This window comes from Desulfococcus multivorans (assembly GCF_001854245.1).
Taxonomy (GTDB): Bacteria; Desulfobacterota; Desulfobacteria; order Desulfobacterales; family Desulfococcaceae; genus Desulfococcus; species Desulfococcus multivorans.
Genome location: NZ_CP015381.1, coordinates 2,533,270 through 2,553,992 on the forward strand (window position 1 = coordinate 2,533,270; position 20,723 = coordinate 2,553,992).

Genomic DNA, 20,723 nt, shown 5'->3' on the forward strand with positions numbered 1-20,723 from the left:
AATCCGACCACGAACTGGTTCATTAGATTTTACTAACATTATGATCTTTCGATTATTTCAATCTCCTGCCAAAATTCCTTGAAAAATTCTTGCTTTATCATTTTTTCATATTTCTCTCCCATAATTTTGTCTGGATGATACATCAGTGCAAACTTGTTTTTTAACCTCTTGAATTTTGAATCGGTATCTGTTTTCTGCAATTCAAGTTTGGAGACCTTATTTTCGAGTTCTTTTACTTTTCTTTCAGCCTTTTCGGCTTTCTGCTTCCAATTATCACGAGATGCAACAGCTTGTTTGCCCTTATGCCTCAATTCTTCTATCATCTCATTTAGTTGATCTATTGTTGGTTGTTGTTTGCTGATTTTGTTTTCGAAATTGCAATTCTCTGTGCCGGAATTTTGGGCTGTTTTTTGAATAGGTTCTTTAGGGGCAAAGAAAGGCTTTTCTTGTTCATGTAGTAAACGATAAGCGTCCTCCTCACTATACTGCTTAATTTGAACAGCGTGATGATTGATCTCTTGTTTGATATAATTTAATTCGTCGATATGAACTGTCTTCTTGTCTCGTAAATATCTTTCTAAGCAATTTATAAATGCCTTTTTCAAACTTTTGCTGATTAAGTCAGAGCTAACCAATGATAATATAGAGTTTATAGTTTCATCTCCACTCATATCAACATCTTTCTTCCACACAAGTTTTTATGCCAATTGGAAATATCAATTATTTGTTCCTGAAAAAGCCTATTTTTGCAGCATAGTTAGACATAATGATTGACAGTTCCCATCCGAGTTTCCGGAACGTCCGGATCTGCGCAACCCGCAGAGATTCATCATGGGCTCCGACGAGTTTTGGTGACCCATTCTCGCCCATGATGAATCTCTGCTGATATCCTCGGATGGAATATATTGTGGTTACCCAAAAAAAAGACCTGCCTTCCTTGCAAACGTGGGTTATGTATAAGGTATCAACGCCCTAACACAGAGCCACAACCAAGGAGGCAGGTCATGAACACTGTAAAATTTATCGGCATGGATGTCCACAAAAATTCGATCACCATTGCTATCGCTGAAGAGGGTTCCCGGGATCCGGTCCGGGTCTACGGCGCGATCAACAACGATTTTGAGGCATTGGATAAATTCTGTCGTAAAATGGTTTCCACTGCAAGCGAGCTGCACTTTGTCTACGAAGCAGGTCCCTGCGGTTACGGCATCCATCGTCATTTGACCGGCAAAGGATTCAGCTGCATGGTGGCGGCCCCTTCAATGATCCCTAAGAAAAGCGGTGATCGGATCAAAAACGACACCCGGGATGCCAAAACACTGGCCCGTCTCCATCGTGCCGGCGAGTTGACCGCGATTTATGTGCCGGATACCCAGGACGAAGCCATGCGCGATTTGAGCCGTGCCCGTGAAGACGCGGTCGTCGCCGGCCGTAAGGCAAAGCAACGGCTCAATGCCTTTCTACTGAGACATGGAATAACCTATTCCGGAAAGACCAAATGGTCCAAAGCCTATTTCAACTGGCTTTCGGATATCGCCATGCCCCATCCTGCCCAGCAGATTGCTTTCCAGGAATACATCGATGCCGTGCATGAAAGCCTTGACCGGATCGAACGGTTGACCGAGCAGATCCGGCAAATGGTGCCCGCCTGGCGACTGGCGGATGTTGTGGAGGCCTTGCAGGCCGCCCGGGGCGTATCGCTGATTGTTGCGGTAACTCTGCTCTCGGAAATAGGCGACCTCAACCGTTTTCAACATCCGAGACAACTGATGGCCTATCTTGGTCTTGTGCCTTCGGAACACTCCAGCGGCGGCAGCATCAAAAGAGGGGGGATTACCAAGACCGGCAACAGTCATGCGCGAAGGGCACTGATTGAAGCCGCCTGGGCGTACCGGATGCAACCCCGGGTCAGCCGGGTATTGATCAAACGCCAGGAGAATTTATCGGACCCGGTCCGGCAGGTCGCATGGAAAGCCCAGCTTCGTTTATGCGCCAAATACAGAAGGATTATGGCCAAAGGCAAACCGAAACAGGTGGTGATCACGGCCATTGCCCGTGAATTGAGCGCCTTTTTGTGGGCAATCGCAAAGCAGCTGCAGCCGGTAACCTGAACAACCTGAAAGTCACCCAATCCTCGGATCAGATTGGGAGGTCGATAACAAAGAACAACAAAACATATTTCCAGGTCATTGGCAGAGGCGCGATCTCGGATAGGAGAATCCTCGTTACCACCTATGGAATAAGGCGAACAGCCGAACTTCCGATGTTAGAGAGAGGCAGCTCCGCGACGAAGCCAGGTCATGCGGTAACCAACCTGCGAATATCAGAAGGGTCAACCGTCGTTTTCAAAGATCCCGTCTCTACCAATGGCCTGGAGAGGCACTTATTAAAATCCTTGTTCTTTCAAAATCAAGGAAGGCAGAGTATTTTTTTCTTGACAACTGTCAATCATATCAGGTGGAATGGGCATCATACCGTTCGCTTTCGACAGTTTAAAATCCAATTCGCATTACCCCAAAAAGATAAAAGAGGGATGCCTGCGACTGGCCGTATTAAACCTAAAACAAGCGTGATTTCATAGCATAAAGCAAAAAAATACTCGAAATATCCGTCTTATCAGCGTATTATATGTTTGCCCAAACCTATAATGCCGTCAAGAAGGAGTATTTCGAGTGACACCGATTATCTCTAAAAAGCTGAAGAATCGCAAGCGAAAAATTACCCGACGAACCCGAAGAAGAAACTGGGAAGACCGGCCGCGGCCGATGATTTCGGGGTCCAATATCCATTATGAATTTGACGGTCGCAGCAAAGGCATTGCCGGCGGCGGGATCGGCATCATTCACACCCTGGCTGAACGAACCGGCTTGATGGATGAACTCGATGAGCGGCTTGAGCTCTTGAAGCGGCATTTGCCCTACCATGAATCGGACCATGTCCTTAACATCGCCTATAACCTTCTTGCCGGAGGCAGTTGCCTTGAGGATATTGAATTGCTCAGGAATGACGAAGCCTGGCTCAATGCGCTGGGCGCTGAGCTCATCCCCGATCCAACAACCGCCGGCGATTTTCTGAGACGCTTTGATGAAGATCAGATCATCGAGCTGATGGAAGCCAAAAACGAGATCCGGAAGAAGATATGGCGCCGACAGCCCCGGTGTTTCAGGAAAGAAGCCGTCATCAATGTCGACGGTACGATTTCCGAAACATCGGGGGAATGCAAGGAAGGCATGGACATCTCTTATGACGGGAGATGGGGATATCATCCCCTGGTCGTATCCCTGGCCCAGACGCGGGAACCCCTCTATCTGGTCAACCGGCCGGCCAATGCACCGTCTCATCTGGATTCGGCCGTCTGGATCGACAAGAGCCTGGATCTCGTGAAAGGGATCTTTGACACCGTCAATCTCCGGGGAGACACCGATTTCGGTCTGACCGCCCATTTCGATAAATGGGATGAACTGTGTACCTTCGTTTTAGGCATGGACGCAAGGCCGAATCTGGTGAAGCTTGCAAAAAGCCTGACGGAATGGGATCTGCTTGAGCGGAAACCCAGGCACACGGTAAAAACCCGAAAGCGTCGGCAACCGGAAAACATCAAAAAGGCGGTGGTAAAAAAGAGAAAGTTCAAGACGATTCAAACCGCATCCGAATACCTGAGCGAGTTTTCCTACAAGCCGGGAAAGTGCAGAAAACCCTATCGGATGATCGTGCTGAAAAAGATCCTCAAGGTGACAAAAGGTGAGCTGAAACTATTCGATGATGTACGCTATTTTTTCTATATCACCAATGATGCCAAAAACTCAAAAGAGCAGATTCTTGAATTCTATCGGAAGCGGGCTGATCACGAAAACGACATCGAGCAGCTGAAAAACGGGGCCTGCGCCCTCAAGGCGCCGTCAAACACGCTGCTTTCCAACTGGGCCTACATGGCCATTGCTTCGACGGCATGGGATTTGAAGGCATGGTACGGATTGCTGATGCCGTATCGGCACTTGGGAAAACGGATCGTACGCATGGAATTCAAAAGGTTCATCCATACCTTTATCCGGATCCCGTGCCTGATCATCAGAACCGGCAGGAAAATTGTCTATCGGCTCGTGGGATATAATCATTCCCTGAAACACGCCCTGAATTGTTTCCACGCCTTGAAACAGTTCAACTTTCCATAGCGGTATTTCCTTGGGGCAGGAATTGCATGACGCAATTGTGAGCCCGCTTTGAAACCATGGAAAGGAGAGTGCTATGCAGCAACACGACAATCCGGCCTGAACATGAAATACAGGGTGATCTGCGCCCTGATGACGGCCCGGTTCGACTTTCAGAAGTTAGAAATTTCGCAGGCAATAGAGACGAACCCAATTTTTCTCATTTGAGTTAGTCGTATTGTAAACGCGCTTGTTTTAGGATTAAAATAAGCCAAAAAATGGGCGTTTAGAAAAAGCCATTTAAAAGATGAAACGGGGATCCACGTTATCTCATTTCACCGAACCTTTACAATTCCCATTAATCGCAGAGCATTATATTTTTAGAGCCTGAAATTGCTTAAAAACCAACCTAATATAGTTCCGATTATTACAGCTATTGCACTGTAATACCCTGGGATTGCTTGTTCCTTTGCAATACGCATGTTTAACTCATGTTCAATCAAAATATATTTTGGCGTATCCTTTTCACATTCAGAAAGTAAAATAGCAAGTTTTTCAGAAGACATTTTTCTTCTATCCACAACTGGAGGAATGCCATACCAAACTTCATCAAAAATTTCTGTGCGCTCTTTTTGTACGTCCGTATCCATAGCCCCCCACAAAAAAGCTCCACAATCTCATAACAGATAGGGAGTTTAGAATCAATAAAACACCTGTCTGACGCTCCCACGCCTTGCCTTTCGATAGAGCATTGGAACAAACTTTCTATCTTCTTCAGAAATGAACTTTAGCTCGATTTGCCCTAAAACAAGCGTGATTTTATAGCATAAAGCAAAAAAATACTCGAAATATCCGTCTTATCAGCGTATTATGTGTTTGCCAAAACCTATAATGCCCTCAAGAAGGAGTATTTCGAGTGACACCGATTATCTCTAAAAAGCTGAAGAACCGCAAGCGAAAAATCACGCGACGAACCCGAAGAAGAAACTGGGAAGACCGGCCGCGGCCGATGATTTCGGGGTCCAATATCCATTATGAATTTGACGGTCGCAGCAAAGGCATTGCCGGCGGCGGGATCGGCATCATTCACACCCTGGCTGAACGAACCGGCTTGATGGATGAACTCGATGAGCGGCTTGAGATCTTGAAGCGACATTTGCCCTACCATGAATCGGACCATGTTCTTGACATCGCCTATAACCTTCTTGCCGAAGGCAGTTGTCTTGAGGATATTGAATTGCTCAGGAATGACGAGGCCTGGCTCAATGCGCTGGGCGCTGAGCTCATCCCCGATCCAACAACCGCCGGCGATTTTCTGAGACGCTTTGATGAAGATCAGATCATCGAGCTGATGGAAGCCAAAAACGAGATCCGGAAGAAGATATGGCGCCGGCAGCCCCGGTGCTTCAGGAAAGAAGCGGTCATCAATGTCGACGGTACGATTTCCGAAACATCGGGGGAATGCAAGGAAGGCATGGACATCTCTTATGACGGGAGATGGGGATATCATCCCCTGGTCGTATCCCTGGCCCAGACGCGGGAACCCCTCTATCTGGTCAACCGGCCGGCCAATGCACCGTCTCATCTGGATTCGGCCGTCTGGATCGACAAGAGCCTGGATCTCGTGAAAGGGATCTTTGGCACCGTCAAGCTCCGGGGAGACACCGATTTCGGTCTGACCGCCCATTTTGATAAAGATGTACGCTATTTTTCTATATCACCAATGATGCCAAAAACTCAAAAGAGCAGATTCTTGAATTCTATCGAAAGCGGGCTGATCACGAAAACGACATCGAGCAGCTGAAAAACGGGGCCTGCGCCCTCAAGGCGCCGTCAAACACGCTGCTTTCCAACTGGGCCTACATGGCCATTGCTTCGACGGCATGGGATTTGAAAGCATGGTACGGATTGCTGATGCCGTATCGGCACTTGGGAAAACGGATCGTACGCATGGAATTCAAAAGGTTCATCCATACCTTTATCCGGATCCCGTGCCTGATCATCAGAACCGGCAGGAAAATTGTCTATCGGCTCGTGGGATATAATCATTCCCTGAAACACGCTCTGAATTGTTTCCACGCCTTGAAACAGTTCAACTTTCCATAGCGGTATTTTCCGGGGCAGGAATTGCATGACGCAATTGTGAGCCCGCTTTTAAACCACGGAAAGGAGAGCGCTATGCAGTAACACGACAATCCGGCCTGAACATGAAATACAGGGTGATCCGCGCCCTGATGACGGCCCGGTTCGACTTTCAGAAGTTAGAAATTTCACAGGAAATAGAGACGAACCCAATTTTTCTCATTTGAGTTAGTCGTATTGTAAACGCGCTTGTTTTAGGTCTAAGGCAAAAATTTCCCCTGCTCTCATTCCAGTTTTTAGGGATAACAAAGAAATTTCATATAAAGATTGTGATCGTTTTTTTATAGCAGAAAGTAAAAACCTCACCTCTTCTTGAGTTAAAAATCTATCACGTTTATTATCAAACTTAATCTTTATATTAGTGAACTTTGTAGGTGACTTGTAATCAAACCCTTCAGTTCGATTCATAAAATTGAATACCTGACGGATAACAGCAAAAGCATATTTAATGGACCTTGGCTTTCTTCCTGCTTTTTCCATTTCGCTTTTGATTTTTTGAAGGTTTAATTCACCAATGTTTTTCATTGGGAGATCCCCAATAATAGGAGACAACCAAAGATTAAATAGAGATTGTTCCCTCTTCCGAGATCGTTCAGTTACATTTGATTTTTGAATTGGAAAATATTTTTTCCATGCTCTGTTAAATGTAATATTTTCTTTGTTTCTTTTAATTGTCTCTATAGCTTTGGTTATTTTTTGCTCTTTCTGTAGTCTGCTTTTTTCCTTTAAAGATATCGGCCCTTTTCCAAGCCGTTGGTTCTGTTTTATTTCAGATAATAAATCATTTGCCTTAGATTCCGTCCAACCATGAGAAGCCCAACCAACCGGTTCTTCAAAATCTTTTCCATCAAATCTATATCTGATGCTAAAATATCGATCTAATTTTCGTTTATATTTTCTTTCCTTATGTTCATAAAATCGTACTCCGGGATAATTTGTCTTGATCTTCTTATCTTTAGCCATAAATGAGCCCCCAACATTCCCCCAAACTTGGTAATGCTTTGATAAGATTCGAATACTGTAACGTTTTACAAACACCCCACCCAACCTTTTTCAGTAAGAATCTAATTTAAAATCAGCAAAATAGAAGGAAAAAGGATTTTCTCCCGCTTGACAAAATAGTGTAACGCTATTGTTTTTTCCCCTATATTCTCAAAGAATTACAGAAACAAAAGCCGCATAGCGAATCACGTTTCACAAATGACAGACGCCCACTGGACGCAAAGGTGATTCAGGAAGAGGTGCCGATAGGATGGTGATGACGGGAGTCCTGATACGACTCCCGCCGGGGCTTTGGGATGTTAAATGAGGGGCAGATCGGATAGGAACTCAAGCGCAAGGTTGAGGTCGATAAGGCTGTGATTCAGTTCTTTTGCCTTGTCCCGGCAATCGGTGCAGACCTCCTTGAATTTGCGCATGTCCCCGCGGGTATGGACATAGATTTGCTCGATTGCTTCGGGTTCAAAATCTTTGTACTCCAGAATAAAATCTTCCACGACGATCGGGTAGAGAACGAGCGTTTTAAGTCGGCTCAGGATATCCGGATGTTCGCTCGACAGATATGTTCTGACCTTGGGCAGTCCGGCAAATACGATGGGAACCCCGGCATCGATAATGCGTTTCAGATAGGGCCATGCCCGGCGATCCAGATCATTGCTCTCGTCCATGACAATAAAAAATCCGGACAGGCTGCAGATCTGTTTCAAATGACGCGGTGTCCTCCGGTAGGTGGCTTTCACGTCATAATTCAATTCCTGAAGGATGGATGCCGGCAGTTCGTGGATATTGAAAAGCGTCTCCACCCGGACCCCCCGGAGTTTCTGAGGCTGGATCAGGTTTAAAAATCGACTCTTGCCGACGCCATAATCGCCTTCGATGAGCACGCTCTGTCCGCGGTAGATTCGATTGTAGATCGCCGCCAGATAGGAAACGCGGCGTTTGTCATTGATGAACGTCTCTTTTCGTTTCATGTTGTCTGTCCCATAAAGAGGCGTACGGCGCCACATGATTCCTTCGCTGATGGCGTTCACAGTCCAGCATAAAAGCGTTGAACAGGGCCGTTCCGATTTTTTTCGGGGATTGCATCAGCTTTCCGGCATAGCCGTCATACCGGGTTTTGTTATGTTTAAAAATCTCTTCAGCTACGGCAAGCGTCAGTCCCTTGCGGTGTTTTTCGATCAACACGGCTCTTTCCACCACCATGTTCTGCTGCTCCAGAAAGGCCGTTATCCGCTCGACCTCGTTGGCTTCAAATGTCAATTCCGATGACTTCGGCGGTTTTTCATAGGGCTTCTGCCGAAGGGCTTCGCCGATCAGCATGCCGTCGGATTTGTATTCAAAGATGAAAAGTTTGTCTTTCAGATCCGAGACATATACCGGTGTGCCCTTATGCCGGCTAAAATGTTCGGAGCCCACAGCCACGTAGTATTTCTGATTGTTTAACGTGATGGTCCCTTTTTTCGATACGGTGACCTTGATCTTCTTGAACCCGTATTTCATGACCGCCTTGACGTGCGACGGCGCAAAAGAAAGCGTGGAGGCCTTGTCCAAAAATGACGCCATGTTCTGGGCCGGAACCCAGGATGCCGTCTTTCCGTCATGGGCAAAATAGTGCCGCGTCGTGTTGTGCTCTTGTCGGTAGGCCTCGATGATGCGTTTTTGGCGGAGTTCATGAAGGCCGATATCCAGAAAGGTCACCGTGATTTTCTCTTTTTTCCGGTTGCTGAAGAGATACCCCGGCTCGGTTTTTACGATGCGGTCCGCAAAGGCTTTGATGATCCGGATTTCGAAATTGTGAAGGCTGCGATGGGAGGATTCCAGATGGGCCTTGTCCCGGGGCGTCCGGGCTCTTGCAAAATCCGGTTCCAGATAGAAACCGTCAGGCTGAGAGTATTCTGTATTCAGTGCAGTGATCACGCGCTTCAAATTTAAAAATCCACCGGCATTGTCCGGGCGGAGACGGATTTTCTTTCGGGGAAACGGGGTGCTCAACAGAAATTGCTCAAATAGATCGACCGCATTCAGGCTTGTTTCGGAAAAATAGATATCCAAAACAAACAGGTAGCGTGACCGGGTATCGTAAAATTCGATCACCTGGGGTTTTCGCCACATGCCGTTCTGATCCCGTACCTTGAGATATCGAAAAGCACTTCCGTCAACCTGTATCAGATCGAATACGGATTCAGATTTGAAGCAGTGTTTTGGCGGTTTTTCTTCACCAAAATCCGGTTGATCCAGATACCGCTGGAGGCCTTCTGCCTTGACCAGCCGCCTCAGTGCCGAAAGCGAGATGGGCCGGCCAAATTCCTCTTCAAGCCACCGATGGTAATTTTTGATCGTTCGGGCCTTTTGGGTGATAAAAATAAACCCCTGGCTTGAAGGGTCGCTCGAGGCTTTGACCATTTCGATAAACCGGTGTTTCATCCGCTCATCGATGGAACGTCTTCGCCCGCTGCATCTGCGCCCCTCCATAATCCCCTTGCCTGCCAGTAAAAGCGGTTCGGGGATGATGCCGGTCTTCCGGTATTGGTCCATGTAGTATTTTTTGGCCCGGCGTCTGGCGGACCCGCGTTTGTTCATGATCTTTTTGTGCAGCAGGATTAAAAACTGATCATCCAGGGGTAACCGATCCATATTACGGCTTCTCGCTTTTGGATATTTTGTATAGAATCTTGTCCCGGATCACCCGGTTCCAGAGTAAAGCGGCCTGCCTCGAGGTGCTTTGCCACTGGTCATTTTGCGCCAGCCTGACCTGCTCCAGCATCGCCATGACCGCCTGGCGGTAATCATCGCTGATAATGGACGTCCGGTTGGCGGGATCTGCGGTTCTGCCGGCATCGGAAACGAGCCTGCAGATATTTTTGGCCGTGAGCGCCATTCCGGATGCTAAAAATTGGCGCCAGATGTTGCGCTGTTCAAGCGGTGTCAGCGGTACCAACGGCCGGACCTGGGATTCGTTTTCGGGCAAAATGTCCCCGATTGGGGAAAGATTCTCAATGACACGATAGGCCTCGATGAAACGGTGGGCGTGGGATTTTCCCATGGACCAGCGATCCTTGACATATGCCTCAAAGGTCTTGAAACCAAGAAGCCGGTACAGGCGGTTTTCTCGAATCTCGTACAGCGCTTTGCCGATGACATAGAAACTGCGCCGGTTACGATCAATAATGGCCTCCAGTTCACTCAACCGATCGGCTGTCATCTTCTCCTTTTGCATACTCAAGGGGTGCCGATCTGCTGCAGCATCTGCTTCAATGCGCCGCTTCTATCCTCATGGCGCGGGATCTCTTTCAGCAGTCGCTTCAGATAACGAACGCTCTCGACAAAATCGCTTCCATTGACGATCATCACCAGGTCGATGGTATTGAAGTTCCGCTCGCACCGGAAACACCTCGCCAGATTGGTTGCCTGCCGGGTTGCCGTATTGAATTCGTTGCAAACAGGGCAGAGAAACCGAAGCTGGCCCTCCCGCCTTTTAGCCGCCATCCGCAGGTGGTCTTGAATCAGATCGTCTACGGGGATGCCGTTTCGTAATTCAAACAACTCCCGGGCTGAAAATCGTCGCCTCATCATTCACCTCCATCCTGTACGTTGAAAAAAATTCCGTTTGCCGGGCTCTTTTTCCGACGGTCCAACGATAGGCCAACGACCCGCTCCAAGTCGATTGCGTCTTAAATACCGGATTCGATTATTTTGTCAGTATCATTATTATCTACAGTGGGTTATGTGCCTAATGCGTCTTGAAAATCCGAATGGATTACTTTGTCGCTATTTAGGTTTATTACAGGCTGTTATATTCCTTATGCGTCTTAAAAACACCTCCGGAACACTTTCAGGATCGCCGCGTCGATCGAACGTTCGACAACCGTTTTTGGCGGGCGGCAAACCTGAATCGAGGCGCACTCGTGCCAGAATCTGCTCGATCAAATAATCGATAATGATCAGATTTCTTTCGCCGAGTTCATCTTGTAAAATATCACGGGGAAGCTGAAGGTTGATTCGGCTGCCGGACAAATATCCACCCTGATCAGGCTCTGGAGGACTGGCAGTTTGTTCAAGCTTCTTACTCAAATAATCGCTTTTGCTGTTGGCACAATGTCTACGATTCCATTCCGCGCATTTTCTGCGATGCCTTTCCTTTCGGCACTCAGGGCTGCAGGTCACCTGCCGGCCTTTTTGGCGCACATCCGGCAAAAACCATTTGCGGCAAATACTGCAGGGGCGCTTTCGGGGGCGACTGTTCGGCATTGTAATTTCTCCATGGACGAATATTTGGGCATGAAATTACAATCCGAATTTCATGGATTGAAAACATCTTTTGAAAACGGCGGGGTATGTGGCGGCGGGGTAGCGGGGTAAGTCGATAAATATTATGGGCGGGGTATTTTGGGGCGGGGTATGAAAAGCGTTACATTATTCCGTCACGAAATTGGTATGTAGGCGTTACACTATTCGGATCTTAGCAATGCTTCCTAATCAAAAAAATAAATAAAGGTTAACAGACAATCTAATTAACTGTCAAATATTATTTAATTATTCAACCTAAGAATTAATCGTTTATTAATTTGAGGCTTTATTGAGGTAATAAAAAAGGGACTACGAATCCGTAGGTCGCAAGTTCGAATCTTGCCGGGCGCGCCATAAAATATAAGGGTTTAGCCACATTCGGCTAAACCCTTTTTTTATTTTTGCGTCTGCGCTGTCGGCAGCCCCAAGTGGTTATCTCCGGGGAGAAGCCGCATTGCTATCTCTTTTTCCTTCTGAGTCTCGTTCCTGCAAGGCCCGCTAATCCAGTACCCAATAAGAGCAGGGAACAGGGTACTGGAACTGGTGAAGTGTTTTGCTCTCCATAAATGTTGACAGTGTAATAAAAGGCACCGAGGTCATCAACAGGTTTGAACTGGGGTGATGAAAATTCACTATTGAATGGCCCATAATTTTCATTCTGGAAATATTCCGAGAAATTCTCAAATTTTATAGTGCTTGTAAAGCATTAAAGAAGAAAAAGCGGAACTTTTTTTCTCATATAAAGTATGGATATAATGTTAGACTTCATTTTTAGGAGGTGCAATCCATGCTTGATGGGAAAGGAAAGCCTGATGATAGTGGCTACAAGAGTCCTATAAGGAAGCTGGCTAAATTCTTTGAAAACAGTCGAGATAGCTGGAAGTCCAAATGTCAGGAAGCAAAATACAAGGCCAAGATGCTCCAGAACAAGCTCCGGTATCTTGAGAAGAGAAAAGCTGAGCTAAATAAAAGGGTGAAAAAGCTGGAAGAGGAGCTGCAAGAATATCGGCAAAAAAAAAACGATGACGGATAACGCGATTGAGGCAAAATTCAATCAGAGAGTTGCGTTTCATAAATATTCAGTTGCTCATATCACCCTATTTATTTCATTTGTATTATCCGGCTGTACGAGTCTGAGAGGAGCAAGTCGCGTTATCGGCTCCATGTTATCTTTTTTAGAGCTGGGGCAGCCCGTTCCATCGTGGTACAGCGGTCGCCTGTGGTTGCTTCGTCTCGGGTACTATAAGCTCCATCGTGAACAGGAGTGGGCCGATGATTGGATCTGGATTGTCGACCATACAGTCCAGTCGGGTAGTGAGAAGTGCTTGGTTATTTTAGGTGTCCGTCAAAGCAAGTTACCGGAGAACGAGCTGTATTTATCATATGAAGATGCCGAACCAATTGCCTTGCTACCGGTAACCCATTCCAATGGCGAAATTGTTTACCGGCAACTTACTCAAACTATCGAGAAAACCGGTCCACCCAGAGAAATAATCGGTGATCATGGAACCGACATAAAATCGGGGATTGAAAGATTCTGCCGGGATCATGAACAGACATGCTACATATATGATATCAAACATAAAGGTGCCGCCATACTGAAGCGCGAACTAAAAAATGACCCGCATTGGTCGGAGTTTATTCAATTGGCAGCGCAAACCGGCAAGAAAGTTCAGCAGACCTGTCTATCCGCTTTGGCGCCGCCAAATCAGAGAAGCAAGGCGCGGTATATGAATGTGGATAAACTTGTGAAATGGGGGCAGGAGAAGCTTTGCTATCTGGACATGCTGAAATCCGAGCCTGACGACCGATTCCCTCCTCGGCAGGCTGATGATAAGCTCGGGTGGCTGAACGAATATCGTGATCATCTTACAGAATGGCAGGATCTCATTGAGGTTGTCAAGACGGTGGAAGGCTACATAAAGTTTGTCGGGATATATCACGACAGCCATATCGATTTAAAAGAGGATCCGATCTTTAGCCCGCATACAGACAGGGCAAAGAGAGTCGGTGAGGAACTGCTCACTTTCATAGAGGAACAATCGCTGAAGGCAAAGCCGGGCGAGAGGCTGCTTGGAAGCAGCGAAATCATCGAATCGGTTTTTGGCAAATTGAAAAATTTGGAACAGGATCAAGTAAAAAGCGGTTTCACTGCAATGCTACTCAGCCTTGCAGCGGTTGTCTCAAAAACAAGTGTAACTATTCAGCCCGGTTTTACCGGCTCCTTGAAGTTTAAAGGAGATCGTGTTCTTTGACAGTCGAATCTACTCGTTCAGGAAGTCGGGCAGTTTGCCCTCAAACAAAAGGCGTAATGCAATGCTTGCCCTCACGCCATGCTTTCTGCATGTTGAAAGATAACTTCTTACACGGCAGAAAATAGCCGCACCTTTCATGGAACGAAAGCATCCCGATATCTTTTGCTGGACCTTGGTCATCCGGATATCGTTTTCACCTTGATTGTTGGTGAAAGGAACTCTCTCGTCGTCCATGAATCGGAGCGTCTCATTTTCGTAATCGATGAGCCGCTCAAGAAGGTTTCTTGCCTTTGATCGTTTGAGGCGACCCCGCTTTCCATTTTTTTGGCTTTCATCCGGTGGCGGACACTCCTTTTGGGCTTCTTCCAGCAGCTTCCTGTACCGGAGTCTGAATTCCAGTGAGGCTCCCGGAGTCAGCTGACCTCCGGCATCATCCACTGCCTTGTTAATCTCCAGAAGCAATGCCCTGGTATCCCTCGCCCACTCCTGATGGTCCTGCTCCCATGCTCTTTGCAATTCCCGCAGATGGTGAGCGTTGCACAAGGCGTGCTCGCAGTCGAACTTGAAATACGGCTTCCAGTGGTCGTGGCAAAGTATCCCATGAAAATTGGGCAGGATTCCCATTTCATTCATTGCATCAACCCCTCTTTTTTCATGAGGAAGGAAATAGGTCCAGTCGTCATTGGAAACACAATGGAGCCAGCGTCTTTTTCCGTCGATATTGATACCGGTTTCGTCGGCATGGCAGACGTCGGAGTTGATCAGCTTTGACCTTGCTATCGCATCGAAGGCTTCAAGCTTTTCATAAGCCTCTTCATTGAAGTTGAAAATCGAGCCGCCGCCGACCGGGATTCCTGCCTGATCCAGAAACGTCTCTTCGATCCGATTATACGGGATCAACTGATACTGGGACAGATAGACCGAATGGGCTTTTAGGTTGATGCCGTATTGAACGGGTCGATTCACACCCTCGGGGAACGGGGCTGTATATCGCTTGCCGTTGGCATCCTCAAGAATTTGTGCCCGGTATTCTGTTACGATCTGCGAGATGTCGATATCGATAACCTGTCTGGCGTCATATCCCGCCTCCTTATAGTTTCCTTTGGGCAAGGTGGCGGGATCCAATGGGATGTCCTTGATGACATCAGGCTTTTCAACCCTTTTCAGGGTTGTACCGTTGTGTCCGGGTTGGCCGCCGCGCTTGTTTGCGCCGGGAGCTTTTTCCTTCTTCTTCCGATTCGGATCAGATGCCGGCGGTTTGCTGCTGTTACTGCTGTTGAGCCCCAAACGATTCAGCAATAGCGCCACGAGAAGCAGCAAAAGTTCGACGGCTGCTTTCAGGGCAGGAGATACGTTTTGATCCTCGCCCAGCAAGCGCCTTGTATTTTTGACCGTTTCTTCGACATCTATTGCGTTTAACTTCACTCATCACCTCGGAAATTCTGAGCCTGAATGAAGTTACTATAACACAGGTTTTTTGAACGGGTTTTTTCGCTCGACGTTCCATTTTATCGGATTTTATTTTTCTTGTCAGGGTCAGGGACTATCGCCTAAGATTCTCGATCCAGGGACTCTTTGCTTAAGCCTGATGCCTCAAAAATAGGCTGTTCTGAACTTCTAAAAGAAAATTCAAATTTTCACGAAAAGGCCTGTCAAGAAAAAAATGCGTCAATTTTAAGTTTTTTGCTGAATAGTTACAAACAAGTCATGATGTCATCCAAAAGGCGCTTGAAACAGTTCCAACGAAAAAAGTGTTCGAATGGTATAAAAAGAATATCGGTCAATCTGTTCAATCGAAAAGGAAGGAGATCATGTCAATAGCCAGAAAGACGGAACAAAAATGGGATCAAAATACTACCGTTTTTCTAAACTGATTTTCATCAGCCCACTTCTTATCCATGACCTTTTGCACTTACCATCGGGTTAATTCTTTCAGCAGCCAGAAAGACGGAACAAAAATGGGATCAAAATACTACCGTTTTTCTAAACTGATTTTCATCAGCCCACTTCTTATCCATGACCTTTTGCACTTACCATCGGGTTAATTCTTTCAGCCAACTCCGGCAGCGTTGCCTGCGTACTACGGTTGATATTGAGATTTCGGATATTTTCGTTCATGCGCTTGAGAGATTTCCTACTGACAGCAGGATTGAATCCTGTGAATAAAAGCTTGCGGAATTATTTCCGCCTGTTCCTTTGACGCTCACCACAAACGCTCCTTACGTCGAGAACAAGATCGGGCCGCCCCCGCCTGCGACGGAGATGATTGATGAACCGCAGCGTCGGACCCCGGGAGACAATCCAACGTTCAAGCCGAAACTTGCCTGGGAAGTTCATGAGCCCGATCCCGATGATGATCGTCAGCACGCCTTGCCCCGGCAGCACCAGCATGACAATGCCCGCCATGACAAACACGCCCCCGATTACGTTTTTCACAATCCGGAGCAACAGCCATGCGAATGGGGAACGATGCCGGGTCCTGGATCTACTGGGGCGCTTTTGTCCGGCAAAGTAGTCTGCCGGAATCTGGATTACCAACCACGGAACAATGGCCAGAGCCGCTATGAATGTCACCAATGAAGCGCCCGCTATCCCCCATAAAATTGTCTCATGCGTCTGGATCCATCCGAGCATACGAACCCTCTGCCAATAATGCAGCTAACGCCCGCCGCTGAGGAAGTAACCCCCTTATGGGCGTTGGCTGAAATGACTTAAACAGATTTGCCCTATCGCAAATGGAATGCGATCTGAAACCCGACCTGCGGCCCTTGGGAACACCAAAAAACAAAATACGAGGCGCATCACGACCAGGCTTATTTGCGCCCGGGAATTTCCATTCCAGGTTTTATTGTTGTGATTGTCTCTCTCCCTCAAATTTCAAGGAACAGCTCACCCTCAGTCGACATAGTTGATGGAGCCCTTTGGGGTGCGCTTCCCCAAAGTGAACTTATTCTCAGCCGCAGCATGTCCCACGATGACCGCTTCGCCCTTTTTTAATATCCCCGATCTTTCGGCTGAAGCGACTTTTTGCGCTCTATCGATAGCGTATATTCGAGTCTCATTCCCGCATTTCCAATCCTTCAACCAGTGAGCTGTACTTCTCGTGAATCATCTTTTGATCGAACGCCAGGAACTCCGCCAGCATGGCCTGGTCCTCTTCATCGGTGAAATAGGCCCTCGATGACGGGAAAAACACCTTGTCTTCCTTCTCGATATGTTTTGGGTAAAACTCAATAAGAAATTGAAATTTATCGGCAATATCTGCCAAAGCTGTCTCGTCGCCATTCCGGTATCGATGATTGGCGTCAACCAGAGCCTCGGTTGTCTGTCGCCCCAATACGTGTTCTTCGATCAGTTCATTCATGACTTGCCGATCCTCGGCGGACAATGGTTTCTTATTCATTTCCCGGAAAAGAATGTCTTCCTCCTTCCCGTGATGCGTCCGATCGGCGTACACCCGGATAAAATCAACCGCAACATCCACGAATACCGGATCTATCTTGTGTTTCGATTCGATTTTCGAGAGAACATCCTTGATGACCGAGAGCATTCGTTCAATAAGACGATGCTCGATCATGAGCGGACCACGTGCCTGCATGTTTCATTCCTCCTGTTTTTGTATTCCCGAACGGTGGGTTCAGCGAGCCGGACACCGAGACAATCAACGTGAGCTGTCCCTATGATGCCGAACACCATTTTGACCAATCCGGCGCATTTCCGCCAGAATTTGGTTACGCCCCATCATCCGAACTGTCCCATAGAATTCAGCCTCTTCCTGACAAATGACCCGTCGTAACCGGCGCCTGGGTGGCGCCGCCCCCGTTGCTCGTAGACCGACCCGATGATGTCCCCTGCGATTGCCCCAATCATGCTTTTTGTCTCCTCGCTCGAACACTTTACCCTGATCTAACGATTTTTGAACGCTTTTCGTCAATTTTGCTACCAAAAAATTTCAGCATGCCAAAATTTCAATCTCTCAAAACAAGAAAGCTCCGCCATCTCGCAGATAGGGAGCTTCATCAAAATGAATGCGTAGCAGATCGTCGAATCTGTGAAAGACTTCCGCAATAAGTCCAAAAAGGGCTGCGGTCCTCGGCCATGCCCGAACCGCAGAGCGAGCGTACCCTCTGCCCCGGGGTACCTCTCCCTCAGCCCTAATTCACTCTGAAATGAAGAGCTCTGACCCCGTGATACGCAGGGGCACTCCCGTATGTCATGCCGACCAAATAATCTCCAACCCAGACAGCCGACGGGAAGGAAAGTATATACAGGGACAAGGTTGCAGATGGCGCGTGCGGGTCGTCTATGCTCAGGACATAGATTTGATTGCGGCTGTAATCGTGCACCAGGAGAATCGCCTGCTGGAGTTGCCATGTCGGCTACGGCAAGGTGCCGAAGCAGCCCCTGACAGTTGACCAATTAAACAATATTGACTGTCTCACCTGCCATCAGGAAAAATACAGGCGCAAAGGCGCTCCGCCCTATGAGACGCTCACCTGCACCGGTATTGACGGGAAGGAACGAACGTGGACGCTGCCGGAAGAAGATTCCCAGGGCAACTTTCAATTCATGCCCGACGAAACCGCCGCTGCCACAGTTCAACCCCCCATGAAAGCTCACGTCTAAACAGGCATACCGGACGTGTCGCTTGCCAGACATGCCATATACCCCGCTTTGCCAAATTGAACAGCACTGAAATTCGCAGAGATTGGACCAAACCCTGGTTCGATATTAATCTGTTTGGAGGCCAGGGCGGCTTCAAGGCTGCCAAGCCACATCTCACGGCAGATCATCGGGCTCCCCTTTGAATTCGATGTGTCATGTACCGACATGCTTCACTACAATGGCATTCAAGGGGCAGGCCGCGATGCAGTCCCAGCATCCCATGCACATATCCTGGAAAATCATCGGTGATTCAAAAACGCCGTCCAGCTGTTTGATCACTTTATGGGTACACGCTGATACGGCTGGACAAAGGCCCGTGTCAGGGGCACATGTTTTCGGATCGCACCGCTGGTAATCGATTGCGGCAAATGATTTTTTGGACTGCACACTCATATTGATCCCTTATGCCCGATCGGTTGAAAATCGGGCCTTTCCCGGCAGCAAGTCTATGCGACTGCAACGCCTTTCTGCCTGAGGTACGCTTTGAGGTCCGCAATGGTGATGATATTGAAATGGAAGACCGAAGCGGCCAGAAGAATGCCGGCGCCGGCCTGCACGGCATCGTAGAAATGCTCGAGCTTGCCTGCGCCGCCGGAAGCTACCACCTGCGCGGAAGTCGCTTCTTTGATTTTCCGGATCAGGGGCAGATCGTAACCTGTCTTGACACCGTCGGTTGTTTTGCTGGTGGGCAGGATGGTGGCCACGCCATAGCCGTCCACACGCTTGGCCCATTCTATGGCATCGACACCGGTGGGTGTGCGGCCCCCGTCGATGTACACTTCATATCCTGACGGCAGTGCCGGATTGGCCGCGGCATCGATGGCGACGGTGACGCGATCCGCACCGAAGGCCCCCACCATCTCCTGAATGACGTCGGGCTTGCGGAAGGCGGCGCTGCTGGTGGAAATCTTGTCGGCACCGGCCTCCAGGACGGCGGCGGCCGAGGCGACGTCACTGATGCCGCCGCCCACCGTGAACGGCACCGTTGCCGCGTCCGCCACCTTTTTAACCACATCCAGCATCGTGGCCCTGCCCTCGACCGTGGCGGTAATGTCCAACAGGGCGATTTCGTCCGCACCGGCCTTGCAGTATGCCAGGCAGCATTCCACCGGATCACCGGCATCACGGATGTTGACGAACTGAACGCCTTTCACCACTCTTCCGTTCTGCATATCGAGGCAGGGCATAATTTTTACGGCCATGCTCATCTCTCCTTTCATACCGCTTCGATGGTTGAAGGCGGCTTGCTCGTGACGTTGTAGGTAACACTCACCACACCCGAAACTTCCGATGTGATCCGGTCAGCCATTTTACGGAGCAGCGCGAAGGGGAGCTGCGTTGGTGACGCCGTCACGGCATCGAGGCTGTCCCAGCAGCGGATTTCGATCTGGAAACCATACGCCCGTTTGCCGTCGCGCACGCCCGTCACCCTGTCCTGGTGCAGGATGGCCATGTACTGAAAGGCGTCGATCCCCGCAAGCTCCTCTTCGACCACCACGGTGGCGCTTCTGACCAGCGCGATGCGATCCGGCGTCGCTTCGCCGATCACCCGGGCGGCCAGAGCGGGCCCGGGAAACGGGGGACGATGGTACATCTTCCCGGGCATGCCGAGGGCTTTTCCGATCATTCGCACCCCTGTTTTGCGCAGCTGAATGAGCGGTTCGATGACCGTGTAACCGTAGGCGGCCCGGGTGTCGATGCCGAGCTGCGCCAGGATGTTATGCTGGCGCTTGATGCCGGCCACGGTCTCTTCCACATCCGTGTATATCGTTCCCTGGAGCAGATAGGGCGCGCCGCTTTCCTTGACCAGCCGGCCGAACACCGTTTTGTAGAAGGTGTCGGTGATGGCCTGGCGTTTTTCTTCCGGGTCGGTCTTGCCCTTCAGGGCGGAAAAGAATTCCTTGCGGGCGTCCACCAGCTCGACCGGTACGCCGAGATCCCGCATGGCGGAGACAACGGATGCCGGCTCGCCCTCGCGCATGAGGCCGTTGTCGATAAAGTAGGTGAGCAGACGGGATCCCAGGGCGCGATGGGCCAGCATGGTGGTAACCGATGAATCCACACCGCCCGAAAGGGCATTGACGGCCGTTGCCCCGCCGACCTGCTCCGAAATCCGGCGGCACTGGTCTTCGATGAAGGCTTCGGGGCTCAGATCCGCCGTCTTGATTTCCTGAATCGTCATGATGCGATCTCCTCGTGAAGCGGTTTGCGCTTTTTTTTTAAATAT

20 protein-coding genes and 1 pseudogene are annotated in these 20,723 nt (G+C 48.7%); 6 read left to right on the forward strand and 15 right to left on the reverse strand.

What is annotated here, in order from left to right; genetic code table 11:
- Positions 1 to 38: 38 nt before the first annotated feature.
- Positions 39 to 671, reverse strand: coding sequence for a hypothetical protein (locus dmul_RS11085; protein ID WP_020875502.1), 633 nt, complete (start codon positions 669 to 671; stop codon positions 39 to 41).
- Positions 672 to 1,004: 333 nt separating this feature from the next.
- Between dmul_RS11085 and dmul_RS11090 the strand changes: the two genes are divergently transcribed.
- Entirely contained in the window at positions 1,005 to 2,111 is a 1,107-nt protein-coding gene (locus tag dmul_RS11090; protein ID WP_070962295.1) for an IS110 family RNA-guided transposase, read from the forward strand.
- Between the two features lie 561 nt (positions 2,112 to 2,672).
- A complete protein-coding gene (locus tag dmul_RS11095) occupies positions 2,673 to 4,172 on the forward strand; it encodes an IS1380 family transposase (protein WP_020878379.1) in 1,500 nt (499 codons plus the stop codon).
- Positions 4,173 to 4,528: 356 nt separating this feature from the next.
- On the opposite strand, the gene dmul_RS20250 is transcribed toward dmul_RS11095, so the two are convergent.
- Positions 4,529 to 4,798 (reverse strand): hypothetical protein, encoded by a 270-nt coding sequence (locus tag dmul_RS20250; RefSeq protein ID WP_152495401.1) that lies wholly within the window; start codon positions 4,796 to 4,798, stop codon positions 4,529 to 4,531.
- Positions 4,799 to 5,064: 266 nt separating this feature from the next.
- Here dmul_RS20250 and dmul_RS11105 point away from each other — a divergent pair.
- A pseudogene (locus dmul_RS11105) lies at positions 5,065 to 6,254 on the forward strand (transposase).
- 204 nt (positions 6,255 to 6,458) lie between these two features.
- On the opposite strand, the gene dmul_RS11110 reads toward dmul_RS11105, so the two are convergent.
- The 6 genes from dmul_RS11110 to dmul_RS20610 form a co-directional block, all read right to left on the reverse strand.
- Entirely contained in the window at positions 6,459 to 7,253 is a 795-nt protein-coding gene (locus tag dmul_RS11110) for a tyrosine-type recombinase/integrase (protein WP_070962299.1), read from the reverse strand.
- Positions 7,254 to 7,591: 338 nt separating this feature from the next.
- Positions 7,592 to 8,260, reverse strand: a complete 669-nt coding sequence (locus tag dmul_RS11115) for a P-loop NTPase family protein (RefSeq protein WP_070962301.1) — start codon at positions 8,258 to 8,260, stop codon at positions 7,592 to 7,594.
- The gene (locus dmul_RS11120; protein WP_070962303.1) at positions 8,232 to 9,923 is read right to left on the reverse strand and encodes a hypothetical protein; all 1,692 of its coding nucleotides are present in this window, start codon (positions 9,921 to 9,923) and stop codon (positions 8,232 to 8,234) included. The genes dmul_RS11115 and dmul_RS11120 overlap by 29 nt, the downstream gene beginning before the upstream one ends.
- Position 9,924: 1 nt before the next feature.
- Complete coding sequence (locus tag dmul_RS11125) at positions 9,925 to 10,491, reverse strand: hypothetical protein (RefSeq protein ID WP_020875349.1); 567 nt, start codon at positions 10,489 to 10,491, stop codon at positions 9,925 to 9,927.
- A 17-nt stretch (positions 10,492 to 10,508) separates the two neighbouring features.
- Positions 10,509 to 10,862: a CHC2 zinc finger domain-containing protein gene (locus dmul_RS11130; protein ID WP_234979239.1), complete on the reverse strand. Its 354-nt coding sequence runs from the start codon at positions 10,860 to 10,862 to the stop codon at positions 10,509 to 10,511.
- 195 nt (positions 10,863 to 11,057) lie between these two features.
- Positions 11,058 to 11,360 (reverse strand): hypothetical protein, encoded by a 303-nt coding sequence (locus dmul_RS20610; RefSeq protein ID WP_179947866.1) that lies wholly within the window; start codon positions 11,358 to 11,360, stop codon positions 11,058 to 11,060.
- Here dmul_RS20610 and dmul_RS20615 point away from each other — a divergent pair.
- Positions 11,340 to 11,648: a hypothetical protein gene (locus dmul_RS20615; RefSeq protein WP_144016643.1), complete on the forward strand. Its 309-nt coding sequence runs from the start codon at positions 11,340 to 11,342 to the stop codon at positions 11,646 to 11,648. The two genes, dmul_RS20610 and dmul_RS20615, sit on opposite strands and share 21 nt — an antisense overlap.
- A gap of 385 nt (positions 11,649 to 12,033) precedes the next feature.
- Here the strand turns inward: dmul_RS20615 and dmul_RS21275 are convergent, their stop codons facing one another.
- Positions 12,034 to 12,267 carry a VPLPA-CTERM sorting domain-containing protein gene (locus dmul_RS21275; protein WP_153302765.1) on the reverse strand — a complete coding sequence of 78 codons (234 nt, stop codon included), beginning with the start codon at positions 12,265 to 12,267 and terminating at the stop codon, positions 12,034 to 12,036.
- A 96-nt stretch (positions 12,268 to 12,363) separates the two neighbouring features.
- Here dmul_RS21275 and dmul_RS11140 point away from each other — a divergent pair, with 96 nt between their 5' ends.
- Together dmul_RS11140 and dmul_RS11145 are read left to right on the forward strand one after the other, a co-directional pair.
- Positions 12,364 to 12,609 (forward strand): hypothetical protein, encoded by a 246-nt coding sequence (locus dmul_RS11140; protein ID WP_070962305.1) that lies wholly within the window; start codon positions 12,364 to 12,366, stop codon positions 12,607 to 12,609.
- Positions 12,599 to 13,831 (forward strand): hypothetical protein, encoded by a 1,233-nt coding sequence (locus dmul_RS11145; protein WP_070962307.1) that lies wholly within the window; start codon positions 12,599 to 12,601, stop codon positions 13,829 to 13,831. The genes dmul_RS11140 and dmul_RS11145 overlap by 11 nt, the downstream gene beginning before the upstream one ends.
- 9 nt (positions 13,832 to 13,840) lie before the next feature.
- Here the strand turns inward: dmul_RS11145 and tnpC are convergent, their stop codons facing one another.
- From tnpC to dmul_RS11180, 6 genes are all read right to left on the reverse strand, one after another.
- A complete protein-coding gene (gene tnpC / locus dmul_RS11150; RefSeq protein ID WP_020877353.1) occupies positions 13,841 to 15,256 on the reverse strand; it encodes an IS66 family transposase in 1,416 nt (471 codons plus the stop codon).
- Positions 15,257 to 16,009: 753 nt separating this feature from the next.
- On the reverse strand, positions 16,010 to 16,465 hold the full coding sequence (locus dmul_RS21090; protein WP_020875090.1) for a PGPGW domain-containing protein: 456 nt from the start codon (positions 16,463 to 16,465) through the stop codon (positions 16,010 to 16,012).
- A gap of 424 nt (positions 16,466 to 16,889) precedes the next feature.
- Positions 16,890 to 17,429, reverse strand: a complete 540-nt coding sequence (locus dmul_RS11160) for a hemerythrin domain-containing protein (RefSeq protein ID WP_020875091.1) — start codon at positions 17,427 to 17,429, stop codon at positions 16,890 to 16,892.
- A gap of 1,220 nt (positions 17,430 to 18,649) precedes the next feature.
- Complete coding sequence (locus dmul_RS21280) at positions 18,650 to 18,889, reverse strand: 4Fe-4S binding protein (protein WP_020875093.1); 240 nt, start codon at positions 18,887 to 18,889, stop codon at positions 18,650 to 18,652.
- Positions 18,890 to 18,942: 53 nt separating this feature from the next.
- Positions 18,943 to 19,698, reverse strand: a complete 756-nt coding sequence (hisF, locus tag dmul_RS11175; protein WP_020875094.1) for an imidazole glycerol phosphate synthase subunit HisF — start codon at positions 19,696 to 19,698, stop codon at positions 18,943 to 18,945.
- A 14-nt stretch (positions 19,699 to 19,712) separates the two neighbouring features.
- The gene (locus dmul_RS11180; protein ID WP_020875095.1) at positions 19,713 to 20,678 is read right to left on the reverse strand and encodes a GMP synthase (glutamine-hydrolyzing); all 966 of its coding nucleotides are present in this window, start codon (positions 20,676 to 20,678) and stop codon (positions 19,713 to 19,715) included.
- Positions 20,679 to 20,723: the final 45 nt, after the last annotated feature.